Origin of the sequence: Sorangium sp. So ce327, assembly GCF_051530205.1 — a bacterium.
Lineage (GTDB): Bacteria > Myxococcota_A > Polyangia > Polyangiales > Polyangiaceae > Sorangium > Sorangium cellulosum_B.
The window spans coordinates 459183-473998 of record NZ_CP150330.1 but is presented as its reverse complement, the minus strand read 5'-3'; the positions used below and the strand labels follow the sequence as shown (position 1 = coordinate 473998).

Here is a 14816-nt window from a genome sequence, read left to right as displayed (position 1 = left end):
TTCGATGGCGACGCCTCCTGAAACGCGATCCGCGCCTCGCCCCGAGCGCGGAAGCAGACGCAGACGCAGACGCAGACGCAGAAGCGCGCCTCGACGGCGGCACGCGAGCGGGGAAGAGGCGCGGCGCGAGGCGGCCGGCCGCGGCCTCGGGCGCCGCGAGCGCGCGGCGAGCGCGGCCGTGGAGCGTCGCCCGCGCGCGCCGATCGCGGCTACCATGCTCGCGGCGCCAATGCAGACAGCCCTCGATCTGACGGTCATGCTCCCGCAGAGCGCCTACGATTACGGCGAGCGCTCGTCGGGCGAGGCCCACGGCGTGGTGCTGACCAAACCCCACGTCGTGAATCTCATCCTCGATCTCGCGGGCTACACCGCGGACCGGGATCTCGCGTCGCTGTCGCTGCTCGAGCCCGCCTGCGGCCATGGCGCGTTCCTGGTCCCCGCCGCCGAGCGGCTGATCCAGTCGGCGCGCCGCCACGATCGCGACCTCCTCGAGATCGAGCCGGCGATCCGCTCGTACGACGTCGAGCGAGCTCACGTCGACCGCGCGCGCCTCGCGGTCGCCGGCGCCCTCGCGCGGCTCGGGCTGCCGCAGGGCGACGCGACGCGCCTCTCCGAAGCCTGGATCGCCCACGGCGACTTCCTGCTCACCAGCCAGGGACGTCTGTTCGACGCGGTGGTCGGCAACCCGCCCTATGTCAGGATCGAACAGCTCTCGCCCGAGCTCCAGGAGGAGTATCGACACCGGTACAGGTCGCTCTACGACCGCGCGGATCTCTACGTCGCGTTCATCGAGCGCGGCCTCGAGCTCCTCGCGCCCGGCGGGGTCCTCTCCTTCATCTGCGCCGACCGGTGGACCCTCAACCGGTACGGCGCGCCGCTCCGCCGGATGCTGTCGAGGTGGTTCCGGGTGCGGTGCTACGTCGATCTGCGCGGCGCGTCTCCCTTCGAGTCCGAGGTCGTCGCCTACCCGTCGATATTCGCCGTGTCGCCCGGCAAGACGGGGAGCGTCCCTGTCGCGACGCTGCGCACCGCCTCGCCGGAGGAGTGCGAGGCCGCCTCCGCCGCTCTTCAACGCGCGGAGGAACGCGCGGAGGCGGGCGCGGCGGAGCGCGGCTCCGGCGTCGCCGTGTCGGAGTATGCTTCCTGGTTCGAGGGCGACGACCCGTGGGTGCTCGGCTCGCCGGAGCACCTCGAGGCCCTGCGCGCGCTCGAGGCGCGGTTCGCGCCGATCGAGGAGGTCGGCGGGACGCGCGTCGGCATCGGCGTCGCCACCGGGAACGACAGGATCTACATCGTCGGTGAAGAGGTGGATATCGAGCGCGATCGCCTCGTGCCGCTCGTCATGCGAGGCGATATCGAGGACGGCCGCATCCGCGACGCCAGGCGGTTCGTCATCAATCCCTTCGGATCCGACGGCAAGGTGGTCAATCTCGAGGAGTACCCCAGGCTCTCCGGGTACCTGCACGCGCACGAGGCCGAGATCAGGAGGCGCTACATCGCCCGGCGGGGCGGCGCCGGCTGGTTCCGCACCATCGATCGCGTGGTTCCGGGGCTGACCAGCGCCCCGAAGCTGCTCGTCCCCGACATCGCGGGCTCCAACGAGGTGGTCTATGACGAGGGCAGGTTCTATCCGCACCACAATCTCTATTTCATCACCTCGGAGGGCTGGGACATGGAGGCACTCGGCGGGCTGCTCGGCTCCAGGGTCGCCCTCTTCTTCGTGTGGTCCTATGCGGTCAAGATGCGCGGAGGCTACCTGCGCTTCCAGGCCCAGTACCTGCGGCGGATCCGCCTGCCCCCGCCGGAGAGCGTCGCGGAAGAGCTGATGAGCGATCTCCGCAGCTCCTTCCGGCAGCGCGACTTCGGCAGGCTCGACGAGCTCGCGCTGCGCGCCTACGGCATCGACGCGCTGCCCGGGTTCGGCTTCCTCGACACGAGGAGATAGCCCGCTATCCGGGCCCACGCGCGGCGTGGTACCGTCGCGCTCTCACGGGGCGTTCGCGGGCGAGGGGACGAGCGATGACGGCCGAGAAGATCGAGTGCGCTAGCCGTATCGAGGGGGTCGTCGTGTACGCGCGCGGGGCGATCGTCACCCGCCGCGTCGAGCTCGCGGCGCCGCTCCCCCGGGAGGCGGTCGAGATCTCGGTGCCGGGGATCACGCCGCTCGCCGAGCCGGGGAGCTTCCGCGCGCTCATCGACGCCGCCGCAGGCGCCTCGGCGGGCGCGGCGGCGGCCTCCGGGCCCGCGCGCGACGTGCGCGACGTGCGCGACGTGATCGGCGTGCGCGCGCGGCTCGTCGTGCCCCCGGCGCCCGTCTCGAGGACGGCGCTCTCCGCCGAGCTCCGCGAGCTCGAGCTCGCGATCGCGCGCCTGTCGGCGGAGCGCGACCACCTCCGCATCTGGCGCGACCAGCTCGGCGCCGTCGCGCTCGATCCGGAGCTCGCGCGGCGCTTCCGGCCGGGCGACCCGGCGGCCCGCATCCGCGACGCGCTCGCGGTGAGCCGCCTGCTCTCGGACGAGCTCGCCGCGCTCGACGCCCGCGCCGCCGCGCTCGACGCGGAGCTCGAGCGCGCTCGGAAGGAGCTCCTGGCCGCCCAGATCGACGCCGCCCAGGCCACGAGCGGCGAGGTCGAGGAGCGCGATCCGACGCGCCTCGACGTCGTCGTGCGGCTCGCGCCGGAGCGCGGCGGCGCGGCCGGGGAGCCCGCGCTCCGGCTCGAGTACGCCGTGTCCGCCGCGCGCTGGTGGCCCGCCTACGCGGCGCGGTTCTCGCGCGGCGCGACCGAGGTCGCCTTGCAGCTCGACGCCCTCGTCGCGCAGGCCTCCGGCGAGGACTGGAAGGACGTGCGCCTCGCGCTCGCCACCGCCGATCTCGTGCAGGACACGCGGCTGCCGGAGCTCGCCTCGCTGCGGCTCAGCCGCGCGCAGCGCCCACCGCGCCGCGGCTACCGCCCCGCGCCGGAGGGGCTCGACGCCATGTTCGAGGGGTTCGACAGCTTCGTCGCCGCCCTCCCCGAGCCGGCCGCGCGGACCACCGCCGCGCCTGGAAAGCTCCCGCGCACGCGTGGGGGCGACGAGGCCGCGCGGAACCGGGCCAGCCCGGAGCCCCTCGCGGCGATGAAGAGGCTAGCGCCGCCTGCGCCGTCCGTCGCGGGCGCGCTGCCGCCCCCGGTGCAGGCCGCCGCGCCGATGGCGTTCGCCCCGCCGCCCCCGATGCCGGCGGCCGCGTCGATGCCGCTCGCCGCGCCGGCGCGCAAGTCGCGCGGGCTGTCGCTCCCGTCGTTCGGCGGCTCCGGGGCGCCGCCCCCGCCGGCCCCCCAGGCGAGCGCGCCCGCGGCCCCCCGGAGCGCCCTGGGCTCCGTGGCGAGCGTCGAGGCGGCGGCCAGCCTCGAGGAGGAATGGCTCGCGCCCGAGCAGGCGCAGGAGGGCGCCGGGGCCGCCCCGGCGCCGCTCGAGCCCGCGCAGGTCGAGGAGTGGCTCGACTTCGACGCGCTGCACCTCCCTGGCGCGGGCAAACAGCGCGGCCGGCTCGCGCGCGACGAGCCCGGGCCCTCGCGGCGCGACGCGCGTCGGGCGGAGCAGGACATCGCGGACCTCGACGCCCCGCCCCGGGCCGTGGATCCGCGCGACTCGCGCGGGCAGTTCGACCACCTCTACGTCGGCGAGAGCGCCGCCGACGTGCCGTCGAACGGCAGGCTCCACCGCGTCGCGCTGGGCGCCGCGCGCGCCCCCGCCGCGCCCCGGTTCGTGACCGCGCCCCGCGAGGCCGCCGAGGTCTACCGCGAGGCGCGCGTCGAGAACCCGTTCGACGCCCCGCTGCTCGCGGGGCCTGTCGACATCTTCGTCGACGGCGCCCTCGCGGCGCAGTCCGCGCTCGGCCGCGTGGACCGGGGCGGCCTCCTCCGCGCCGGCCTCGGCGTCGAGGAGCGGATCCGGGTCGCCAGGAACGCGCGCGTGGACGAGTCGAGCGCCGGCCTGCTCGGCGGCTCGCTCGCCGTCGAGCACGCGGTCGTCATCGACCTCTCCTCGTCGCTCGGGATGGGCGTCGAGGTCGAGGTCCTCGACCGCATCCCGGTGACGGACGACAAGGACGTCGAGATCAAGCTCCTCTCGTCGCAGCCGAAGGCCGAGCCGTACACGCAGGAAGAGCTCGGCGAGCCGGTGCGCGGCGGGCTGCGCTGGCGCGTCCCGATCGCGCCGGGCGGCAAGGCCTCCGTCGCCTTCACCTACCGCGTGGTGCTCTCGTCCAAGAACGAGATCGTCGGCGGTAACCGTCGGGAATAGCAAAGGAAACGAGCGCACCATGGCAACGGATGCGAGCGGTTCGGACCGGGCTGGGCGGAGCGCCAGCGGAGGCGGAGGGAGCGACGGGAGCGGCGGCCACGAAGGCGCCCGCGCGCCGCACCCGAGCGTGGCGCGCGCGGTGACGCTGTTCGAGGATCGCGCCGAGGTCGTGCGCGCGGCGCGCGTCGAGGTCCAGGCCGGGGCGCAGTGGATCGCGATCGGCGGCGTCTCGGTGTTCGTCGACGAGCGCACCGTGCAGGCGCGCATCGCGGGCGCTGGCGCGGACGAGGTGCGCGTGACGGCGGCGCGCGTACGCTGGAGGGCGCACAGGGAGGCGGCGCTCGGCCGCGAGGCGATCGACGCGCTGGAGCGCGAGGAGCGCGAGGCGTCGCTGCGGGCCGGCGCCGCGGAGCGCGCGCGGGACCGGGCGTCGCGCCGCGAGGCCCACCTCGACCAGCTCCTCGCGAAGTGGGCGCGGGCGATGAGCGAGGTCCCGAAGGACGCCGGCGAGCCCGCGCGCCTCGCCTCGTGGCGCGGCGGCGCCGAGGCGCTGCACGCCGCGCTCGCCGAGGCGCTCGGCGCGTCGGCGGACGCGCGCGCGGCGCGGACGCGCGCCGAGGAGGACGCCCGGCGCGCCGCGGCGCGGCTGCGCGAGGGGTCGGTCGAGCAGCCGCGCTATGAAGCGGTGATCGAGGTCGAGGTGCACGCCCCCGCGCCGCAGCCCGTCGACATCGAGCTGACGTACCGCGTCGCGTGCGCGATCTGGCGCCCCGAGCACCTGGCGCGGCTCGCCGCCGGCGCCGCGGGCGCGAGCGCGGGCGGCGCGGCAGCGCAGGGGCCAGGCGGCTCGATCGAGCTCACCACCTGGGCGGCCGCGTGGCAGGCGACGGGCGAGGTCTGGGAGAACGTCACCGCGCGCTTCTCGACAGCGCGGCCGTCGAGGAACGCCGAGGCGCCGCTGCTCGAGGACGACGTGCTCCGGGCGCGGCGCAAGACGGAGATCGAGCGCCGCCGCGTGATCGTCGAGGCGCGCGATCAGGCGATCGCGGCGGCCGGGCTCGACCGCGGGGCGCGGGCCGTCGACGAGATGCCCGGGGTGGACGACGGCGGCGAGCCGCTGATCTTCGAGGCGGCGGAGCCGGTGACCCTCCCCTCCGACGGCCGCCCGACGCGCATCGAGATCGCGCGGCGCTCGCTCCCCACCGAGCTCGCGCTTGTGCTGTACCCCGAGGTCCACCCTGCGGCCCACCTGCGCGCCACGGTGACGCTGGACGGCGGCGGCGCCGGCGGACGGCCGCGCCCGCTGCTGGCGGGCCCGGTGCGCGTCGCGCGGGGCGGCAGCCTCATCGGCCGCGCCCGGCTCGATTTCGTGGGCGCCGGCGAGCCGTTCGAGCTCGGCTTCGGCGTGGACGACGCCGTGCGCGTGCGGCGCACCGTCGACGAGGAGCAGGACACCGCCGCGATCACGGGGAGCCGCAAGATCCGCCGGCGTGTGAAGCTCTCCGTGTCCAACCTCTCCAGCAACGTGAAGCGGGTGCTGGTCACCGAGCGGATCCCTGTCAGCGAGGTGGCCGAGGTCGAGGTCGCGCTCGGCGAGGCCCCCGGCTGGACGCTTGACGAAAAGGATGGATTTCTCCGTGGCCACGTCGAGCTCCCTCCGAAGGGGTTGAAGACGCTGTCGTTCAGCTACGAGCTCCGCGCCGCAGCGAGCGTGGTGTTGCCTTTTTGAAGCCAGGAAACGCAGAGAGCGGGAACGTGGAAGGAGAGAGGGAGAGAAGCACGGAAGCCGAGACGCCGACGGCCGCCGTCGCACGGTTCGCGCGGAGCGCCGTTGACAGGACGCAGTGCGCTTCGGTAACGGATCGATCTCCCAGCGGCTTCACTCGTGAAGGAGGAGGATCGCCATGAGGCAGCAGATCGACGGGGCCGTGGTGCTGACCGCAGCCGACGAAGACGTGATGGAGTATTTGCCCAACCGAGGCGTCTTCATGGCGCAGCTGCTGGGAAGAGGCCGCGGGAACGCCTTCGGCTTCTACAGGGGCACGATGGGCCCCGGCTGTGAGATCTCGCGCGAGCTCCACACGGAGACCACCGAGACCATCTACATCCTGGCCGGGCAGGCGCTCGGCATCGTCGGCGATCGCGAGGTGCCCCTCGGCCCCGGCCAGATGATGCACGTCGAGACGAACGTACACCACGGGCTGCGCAACGCGGGCACTGGGCCGCTCGAGTTCCTCGTCATCGGCCACCCCGATTTCTGATCGCGCGGTCCGCTCCTTGAGGTGCGCCGCGCCCCTCTGGTTCGCCTCCAGCGCGCTCGCCGTGACGGCGCTGCTCGGCGCTGCAGCGGCGCGAGCCGAGCCGCCTGCTGCGGCGCGAGCCGAGCCGCCTGCTGCGGCGCGAGCCGAGCCGCTCGCGGCGCCGTCCGGCGCGGCGACACGGGGAGCCGGCGACACCACCGCCCTCCGCTCCGGGGCGGCGCTGCCGAGCGCGCCGCGCCGTGCCGCGCCGGAGGCTCGCTCTCGCGCGCGGCCCGAGGTCGCGTGGGATCCGGCCTGGCCGCGCTTCCGCGTGAGCGAGTATGTGGCCACGGGGCTCCTGGCCGCGACCGCGTTCGGCACGCTCGCCATCCCGCCGTCGGAGGGCCGGTGGACGACGGTGAACGGCTTCGACGGCTCGGCGCGCGGCGCCCTGCGCATCCGCAGCGATCGCCAGCGCGAGATGGCGCGGGACGCGAGCGATCTCCTGCTCACGCTGATGACCAACCACCTCGCGGTGGACGCCCTGCTCGTGACCTGGTGGGGGCACGGCCGCGGCAGCGTCGCCTGGGAGATCGCGATGATCGACGTCGAGGCGCTCGCGCTGAACGCGGCCCTGAACGGCGTCGTCGCGGGGCTCACGAGCCGCGAGCGCCCCTACCGCGCCGGGTGCGCCGGGCCGGAGGAGCAGCAGGACCGCGACTGCCGGGGGAGCAAGCGGTACAGGAGCTTCTTCAGCGGCCACAGCTCGACCGCCTTCACGGCGGCGGGGCTCGTGTGCTCGCACCACGCGCGCCTGCCCCTGTACGGCGGCGGCGCCCCCGACGCGCTCGCGTGCGCCGCGTCGCTCGGGACGGCGGCGGCCGTGGCGACGCTCCGGGTCGTCTCCGACCAGCACTTCGCGACCGACGCGCTCACGGGCGCGGCGGTCGGCGCCCTGACCGGCCTCGGGCTCCCGTGGCTCCTGCATTACCGCGGCGGCGCCCCCGCCTCGGACGCGCCGCGCGGGGACGGCATCACGCTCAGCTTCGCGCCCGCGCCGCTCGGCGGGTATTTGGTGGGCAGGTTCTAGCGATGGCGCTCCGCCACGCGCTGGCCGCCGCCGCGGCGCTCGCCGCGCTCACCCTGCTGCCCGCCGGGGCCGGCGCCCAGGATCCGGCCGACCTGCCGTCGACCGCCGGCGAGCCGCCGCCGGTGCCCTCGGGCATCGACCTCCTGCAGAAGCGCTCTTACTGGGCGCGGAGCGCCGCCGCGCGCCCGTTCGTCTCCGCGCTGATGGATCTCGGCGTGATCTATTTCAGGCCGAGCCTGGCGCTCGGCGTGGGCAAGCCGCACTGGTCCTGGCTCGGGATCGAGGCCTACACGAGCGTATCTCCGAACGGCGGCGCCGAGTACCTGGGCCTCCGCGCCGCGCTGCCCGGCGTGGAGATCCGCGGAGGCGCGCGGTACGCCTTCTCGACGACCCAGTACTTCCTCGAGCCTCGGGCGTCGTACACGCGCAGGGACACCGAGCTCATGCAGGGCCCCCCGTCGCGGTACGTCGCGGCGGAGATCGAGGTGTCGGGCTCGATACCCTTGCTCGGAGGCAGCCTGTTCGGCGTCGCGACCGGCTATGCGGTGCTGGGGACGCCGGAGGGGTTCTACCTTTACGAGGAGGCGCTCCACGCGGTGATGAAGCCGCCGTACCTCTACCGGGCCCGGCTCGGCTACATGGCGGAGATGGACCGGTTCGGCGAGCTCCGCCTGGGCGCCGCCGCCGAGGTGCTCGGCAACCCTGGCCGCGACAGCCTCGTCGTGCGCATTGGCCCCGTGCTGGCCGTATCGTTGACGCACCACCTGGACGCGGTGGGGACGGTGATGGTGGTGGCCGCGACGCCCGATCAGCTCGGCCTGCTGGGCGCGGATCTCGGCCAGCTCGGCCTTCGGTACCGGTGGGCGACCGGCGATCACTGGCCGGAGTTCCCGTGACGCATGCGCCTGCCGCGACGCGTGGTAAGCGTCCCCGTATGAACAAGCTCATTTCCCTGACGTTCCTCGCCGCGGCCCTCGCGGCGTGCACGCAGCCCGGCGAGGCGAGCGCGCCCGCGGCCACCGGCGCCGCCGCGCCGCAGCCCGAAAAGGCCGACGCCCCGAAGGCGAAGGCCGCGGACGCGCCGGCGGCTCAGGCGAAGGCGGCCCAGGCCAAGATCGGCCAGCCCGCGCCCGATTTCACGCTGCCGGACCTCGACGGCAAGCCCGTCAAGCTGGCCGATCACAAGGGCAAGACGGTCGTCCTCGAGTGGTTCAACCCCGGTTGCCCGTTCGTGCAGCTCGCGCACCGCCAGGGCGGCCTGAAGGACGTGCCGGCGCAGCAGACCCAGAAGGGGGTCGTGTGGCTCGCCATCAACTCGGGCGCTCCAGGCAAGCAGGGCACCGCCAAGGAAGAGAACGTGAAGGCAAAGGGCGAGTTCGGGATGAGCTACCCGGTCCTCATCGACGAGAAGGGCGATGTGGGGCGCGCGTACGGCGCCCAGCGTACACCGCACATGGTCGTCATCGATCCGCAGGGTACGGTCGTCTACGCCGGCGCCATCGACAGCACGAAGGGCGGTGAGCCCGAGCCGGGCGAGCAGGTCACCAACTACGTCGATGCCGCGCTGACCGAGCTCGCCGCCGGCAAGGCGATCTCCACGAAAGAGACCGAGGCGTTCGGCTGCACCGTCAAGTACTGACCAGCCCGCCGGCGGGCCCATGAGCAGCGGAGCAGCTGAACCCACCTCGGCATCATGTCGCGCGCCCCACAAATAGCGTCGCGGACGGCGTCCGCTCCTCGCTGCTCTCTCGTTGGATCGTCATTGGCGCTGTCGTCGGCGCGGCGCTGAACGTCGCAAAACGTCGCAAAACGCCGCTGAACGCCGCGCCCGCCGCCTGTTCCCGCCCCACGCCCATCGCCGCGTCGAGCGCATCGCACCCTGGCCCCCTCGCGGCGACAGGCCCAGTCCGGGGTGTTGACATGGACGTAAACTCAGGTTTACCGTTGGGCGACAGTTTTGTCATATCGCTCGTAGCTCACGCCTGAAGCGAGGCGCTCACTGGCACGCGGCCGGGCGGTCCGGGATGATGGCGATTCGAGGCCATGCGCTGGGGGGCTCCACCTTCGCTGTTGAAAAGGGTCCGAGTCATGAGCCGAATGGGAGGAGCGGGCCCGGAGAGTGCGAACGCCGCGTGGCCGGCGAGCGAGGAGCCCACGTCCCGCCCCGTCTCGATCGCGCCCCAGAGCAGGCCGCCCCGCTCCGCCCCGCCGGGGAGCTCGGGCGCCGGGCAGGAGACGGTGTTCCAGTGCGTCGAGCCGCCCTCGTCGCGCGTGCCGAGCAGGTTTCCCATCCGCAACTGGGATCGGTATGAGTGCGAGTCGCTCATCGGGAAAGGGGGAATGGGCACGGTCTACAAGGCCAGAGACCCGCGACTCCACAGGTACGTGGCGCTCAAGCTGATACGGGGCAACGATCCCGAGCTCGCCCAGCGCTTCATCTGGGAAGCGCGGGCCCAGGCCCGGGTCGAGCACCCGAACATCTGCAAGGTGTACGAGGTGGGCGAGGCGCAGGGCCAGCCGTTCATCGCCATGCAGTACATCGACGGCCAGCCGCTCCACCGGGTGGCGCAGCAGCTGTCCCTCGAGCAGCGGGTGAAGATCGTGGCCGACGTCGCGGACGGCCTGCACGCCGCCCACCGGCTCGGGTTGATCCACCGCGACATCAAGCCGGCGAACATCCTGGTGGAGCGGACCGCCGAGGGCGCCTTCCGCCCCTACCTCCTCGATTTCGGGCTCGCGAGGGACACCGCGGCGGACGCCCGAGCGACGGCGAGCGGCGAGGGCACGCCGGCGTACATGGCGCCCGAGCAGGTGTCCGGGGGCCAGCGCCAGCTCGACCGCCGCACGGACGTCTACTGCCTCGGCTCCACGCTCTACGAGGTCCTCGCCGGACGCCCGCCGTTCGTCGACCCCTCGGTGACGAGCCTCATCGCCCGCGTGGCGCGCGAGCTGCCGGCGCCGGTGCGAAAGATCGACAAGCGGATCCCGGTCGATCTCGAGACCATCGTGATGAAGTGCCTCGAGAAGGAGCCCCAGCGGCGGTACGACTCCGCGAAGATGCTCGCGCTCGATCTCGAGCGCTACCTCGAGGGGGAGCCGATCGACGCGCGGCCGATGGGCATCGGCTACCGCGCCCTGAAGCGCGCCAGGAAGCACAGGCTCGCGGTCGCGGCGGCCGCCGTGGCGCTCGTCGTGCTCGCGCTCTCGGGCGCCGTCGCCCTCCGCGCGAAGCTCGCCGCCGCGCGGCAGGCCGAGCTCGCCGCGCGCGTGGCGTCCCTGGCCGAGGGCTTCGGTCAGGACGTCAAGGAGATGGAGCTGTTCATGCGCTACGCCTACGCGCTCCCCCTCCACGAGGTGTCGCGGGAGAAGGAGGTCATCCGGGCGCGCCTGGGCGAGATCGACCGGAAGATGCAGGGCATGCGCGAGACGACGGGCGATCTCGTCGAGGGCCCTGGCCGCTACGCGCTCGGGCGCGGGCACCTCGCGCTGCACGAGCCCGAGGAGGCGCTCGCGCACCTCGAGGCGGCGCTCGCGAGCGGGTATGCCACGCGCGAGGCGAAGTTCGCGGCGGGCCTCGTGCACGGCGTGCTCTACCTGAAGGGGCTCGATCGGGCGCGGCGCCTCGCCGACAAGGGGGAGCGGTCCGCGCATCAGCTCGAGCTCGAGGAGCGGCACAAGCAGCCGGCGCTCAGGTACCTGAGGGACAGCGTGAGATCGGCCGCGGAGCCGCCATCGTACGCCGTGGCGCTCATCGCGCTCTACGAGGGGCGGTTCGACGAGGCGCTCGCCGACGCGCGGCTGGCGTTCGCGCGGTCGCCCTGGGAATACGAGGCGAAGAAGCTCGAGGGCGACGTCCTGCTCGCGAAGGGCACGGCGGCGCGCGATCTCGGGGAGCACGCGGCGGCGCTCGTCGAGTTCTGGGGCGCCGTCGCCTCGTACGAGGCCGCGGCGGAGATGGCCGAGAGCGATCCCGACGTCCACGAGGCGGCCGCGCGCGCCCTGAGCGAGATCATGCTGATCGAGGCGCAGCGCGGCGGAGACGCGGAGGAGGTCGTCGCGCAGATCATCGCCCGGTGCGACAGGGCGCTCGGGGCCAACCCGCGGGCGAGCGGCGCGCTCGCCAAGAAGGCCTGGGCGCTCGTGCACCGCGCCAGGCGCGACCTGTCGCGCGGCTCGGACCCGAGGTCGGACCTCGTCGAGGCGGTCGCGGCCAGCGAGCAAGCGGTCCAGGGCGACCCGTCGGACGCGACCGCGTACGGCGCGATGGGGGCGAGCTTCTTCCTCCTCGCGTCGCACGAGAGCGCCGTGGGGCTCGACGCGTGGCCCTCGCTCGGCCGCGCCGTCGACAGCGCGCAGCGATCGCTCGCGCTCGACCCGAACTCCTTCTGGGCGTGGAACGACGCCGCCATCGCCTACGGCATGATGGCCGAGTACGCCGCGTCCCGCGGCGCCGATCCCCTCCCCCTCTTCGAGATCGGCGCGTCGTACGCCGAGCGGGCGATCGAGATCGCGCCGAACGACATGCCGCCGCTCCTCAACCAGGGCTGGCTCTACGCGCGGCGCGCGCAGTACGAGCTCGACCACGGAGCGTCGCCCGAAGAGTCGCTCGACGTGGCCAAGGACAGCCTCGAGGCGGCCCTGCGGCGGCGCCCGGACAGCTACCGCGCCTACAACAACCTGGCCCTGACGTACCTGATCCAGGGCCGGCACGAGCGGCTCATCGGGGGGAGCCCGGAGGTCTCGCTCGCGCGGTCGATCGAGGCATACGGCGCGGCGGCGCACCTCAACCCGGACGATCTCGAGGCGAAGCAGGGGGCGGGCCTCGCGCGCATCGAGGCGGCGCACGGGGCGCTCCTCCGGGGAGGCGATCCGACGGCCGCGCTCCGCGCGGCGAGGGGCGCGATCGAGCCCATCGTGGCCGCGAGGCCGCAGCACGCGGGGGCGCTCCTCGCGCTCGGGCACATCGAGCTGCTCTCGGCGCGGTGGGCCGCGTCGCGCGGCGGGAGCCCTGCGGCGGCGCTCGACACCGCGGAGCGCTCGCTGCTCCGCGCCCTCGAGGCGAACGGGGGCAATCCGAGGATCTTCGGCGCCCTGGCCGAGGTCCACCGGCAGCGCGCCGCCCTGACCGGGCCGGGGCTCCTCGACGTGCGCTCGGAGGTCGAGGCGGGGCTCGCGCTGATCGAGCGCACGCTGGCCATCGACCCGGGCTTCCCGCTGGCGAGCGCCAGGAAGGGCGCGCTCCTCCTCCTCCGGGCGAAGGTGGAGCGCGAGCGCGCGGCGCGCCTGGATCTGGCCCAGCGCGCCGCGGCCTTGCTCGACGAGGCGCTCCGCGGCAACCCGCTGCTCGCGCGCGAGTACGCGCCGCTCCTCGACGAGGCGCGGAAGGTCGCCGCGGCGAGCCACCCTTAGCCCTCGATCCTCGTGGCGGCGCTACCGACGTCTGGGCCGAGACAGCCTGGCCATCGCCTCGTCGTGGGCCCACTTGACGCGCATGAACTCGCGGGCGTCGCCGCCGCGATCGGGGTGCGTGAGGAGCGCGAGCCGGCGGAACGCCTGGCGGATCTCGTCCGCGCTCGCGGCCTCCGCCAGGCCGAGCACCGCGAACGGCGACGCGCCGCGCGCGGACGCCGGCCGCGACGGCGCGCGGCTCGACGGCCCAGGGGGCGGCGGCGGGGGCGCCTCCCGCCGCGCGCGCGGCTTGGGCCACGGGGGCTCGCCGCGCAGGACGCGCGTCCAGGCCGTCGCCCACGCCGGCTCGATCTCGACGAGCGGGCGCCCGGCCGCGCGCTCGGCCTGCGCCCGCGCCTCCTCGACGGTCCGCGCGCCGCCCTGGCTCGCGTCCGGAGGGCGGAACGGCTCGCGCGCGGGCTCGGCCGTCCACCAGGCGGCCCACAGGAAGCGGCGGCGGCGGGTCGGGGTCACCGCGTAGACGCCGCGGAGCGGGAGCGTCATCGGGGCCTGGCCTTCAGAAGATCTCGGGGCACCACGGGGCGCGCGCGGCGCGGAACAGGCTGTCCGCGCGCTCGATGGCGCCTCCGGAGAGCGCCTCGACCTGGCCCGCGTCGGCCATGCAACGGAACGAGACGCCGCCGAGGTACGCCGAGCCGAGCGCCGTGATGTCGAGGCGGAGGTCCGGCGCCGCCGTGATCCGCGTCGCGCGCCGCTCGCCCCCGTCGAGCTGGAACCGGCCCGCGTTCCAGGGGCAATCGCGGTCGGTGATCTCGAGCGTGAGCGCCTCGCGGCTGCCGTAGGCGCGCGCCGCGAGCGCGGCCTCGACGTCCGCGATGCGCACCCACAGCCCGTCGCTCGCCGTGAGGCGCAGCCGCCGCGGCTCGACGAGGAGCATGCCGAGGGGATGATCGGGCGGCAGCAGGCTCGCCTCGATCCGCTGCGCCAGGTCGATGTCGAAGAGGTACCGCCAGACGAGCCTCGTCCCGAGCGGCGAGGCGCCGATCGCCTCGATGACGCGGACCGAGCCGATCGGGATCGAGGACGCGTCAAACCGGTGGTGCACGCAGTACAGCGCGTAGGCCTCGGCGCGCCCGTCGACCTCGATCACGACGCGCTGGAGCGGGCCGCCCCCGTGGCGGATGAAGTCGTTGTCGGAGAGCCGCCGGCCCTGCCACCAGGGCTCCGAGCGCGCCAGCATCCCGGGGACGAGCGGGCGGGCGCGCTCCCAGACCGGCGCGAACGCCTCGAGCGCCTCGGCTTCCCCGAGCAGCCGCGCCCGGCCCTCCGCGCTCGCCTCCCCACGGAACGCGCTGCGATCGCGCTCGATCGAGATGGAGCACGCCTGCGACGCGAGGCCGTAGCCGAAGCGGCCGTAGATGGAGCCCTCCGTGGCCCAGAGAGCGGAGATCGGCTGCCCCGCGGCGCGCGCCTCGTCGAGGTGCCGCTGGATCAGGCGCGTGAGGATGCCGCGGCGGCGGTGCGTCGGCATGACCGCGACCATCGTGAGTCCGGCGACCGGGACGGCGCCGCCCGGCGTGGTCAGCGTGAGCGAGAACGTGCCGGCGGCCCCGACGAGCGACCCGCCGTCGTACGCGCCGAGGCCATACGTGAGCTCCGGGAGCCGCTTCGTCGCCTCCAGGCGCTCGGTGTTCACGAGCGCGCCGAAGGCGGTGAGGATGGGATGGACGAACTCGCCGTGCTGCTCGGGGGCCAGCTGCCGCAGCTCGATGGTCATCCGCCCACGATAGCAG

10 protein-coding genes are annotated in these 14816 nt (G+C 74.4%); 8 read left to right on the top strand and 2 right to left on the bottom strand.

Translation table 11 applies throughout. From position 1 onward, the window contains the following. Positions 1–229 precede the first annotated feature (229 nt). From WME95_RS01770 to WME95_RS01735, 8 genes are all read left to right on the top strand, one after another. Entirely contained in the window at positions 230–1945 is a 1716-nt protein-coding gene (locus WME95_RS01770; protein ID WP_437906733.1) for an Eco57I restriction-modification methylase domain-containing protein, read from the top strand. 74 nt (positions 1946–2019) lie between these two features. Continuing rightward, positions 2020–4284, top strand: coding sequence for a DUF4139 domain-containing protein (locus tag WME95_RS01765; protein ID WP_437906732.1), 2265 nt, complete (start codon positions 2020–2022; stop codon positions 4282–4284). Positions 4285–4303: 19 nt separating this feature from the next. Then, a complete protein-coding gene (locus WME95_RS01760) occupies positions 4304–6013 on the top strand; it encodes a DUF4139 domain-containing protein (protein WP_437906731.1) in 1710 nt (569 codons plus the stop codon). 175 nt (positions 6014–6188) lie between these two features. Beyond that, positions 6189–6545 (top strand): cupin domain-containing protein, encoded by a 357-nt coding sequence (locus WME95_RS01755; protein WP_437906730.1) that lies wholly within the window; start codon positions 6189–6191, stop codon positions 6543–6545. 16 nt (positions 6546–6561) lie between these two features. Further along, positions 6562–7614: a phosphatase PAP2 family protein gene (locus WME95_RS01750; protein WP_437906728.1), complete on the top strand. Its 1053-nt coding sequence runs from the start codon at positions 6562–6564 to the stop codon at positions 7612–7614. A gap of 2 nt (positions 7615–7616) precedes the next feature. Then, a complete protein-coding gene (locus WME95_RS01745) occupies positions 7617–8510 on the top strand; it encodes a hypothetical protein (protein ID WP_437906726.1) in 894 nt (297 codons plus the stop codon). A gap of 38 nt (positions 8511–8548) precedes the next feature. Beyond that, the gene (locus WME95_RS01740) at positions 8549–9253 is read left to right on the top strand and encodes a thioredoxin family protein (RefSeq protein ID WP_437906724.1); all 705 of its coding nucleotides are present in this window, start codon (positions 8549–8551) and stop codon (positions 9251–9253) included. A 449-nt stretch (positions 9254–9702) separates the two neighbouring features. Next, positions 9703–13023 carry a protein kinase domain-containing protein gene (locus WME95_RS01735; RefSeq protein WP_437906722.1) on the top strand — a complete coding sequence of 1107 codons (3321 nt, stop codon included), beginning with the start codon at positions 9703–9705 and terminating at the stop codon, positions 13021–13023. A 21-nt stretch (positions 13024–13044) separates the two neighbouring features. Here WME95_RS01735 and WME95_RS01730 read toward each other — a convergent pair whose 3' ends face one another. Together WME95_RS01730 and WME95_RS01725 are read right to left on the bottom strand one after the other, a co-directional pair. Further along, positions 13045–13566 carry a J domain-containing protein gene (locus tag WME95_RS01730; RefSeq protein WP_437906720.1) on the bottom strand — a complete coding sequence of 174 codons (522 nt, stop codon included), beginning with the start codon at positions 13564–13566 and terminating at the stop codon, positions 13045–13047. 13 nt (positions 13567–13579) lie between these two features. Next, positions 13580–14800, bottom strand: a complete 1221-nt coding sequence (locus tag WME95_RS01725; protein WP_437906718.1) for a GNAT family N-acetyltransferase — start codon at positions 14798–14800, stop codon at positions 13580–13582. Between the last annotated feature and the right edge of the window lie 16 nt (positions 14801–14816).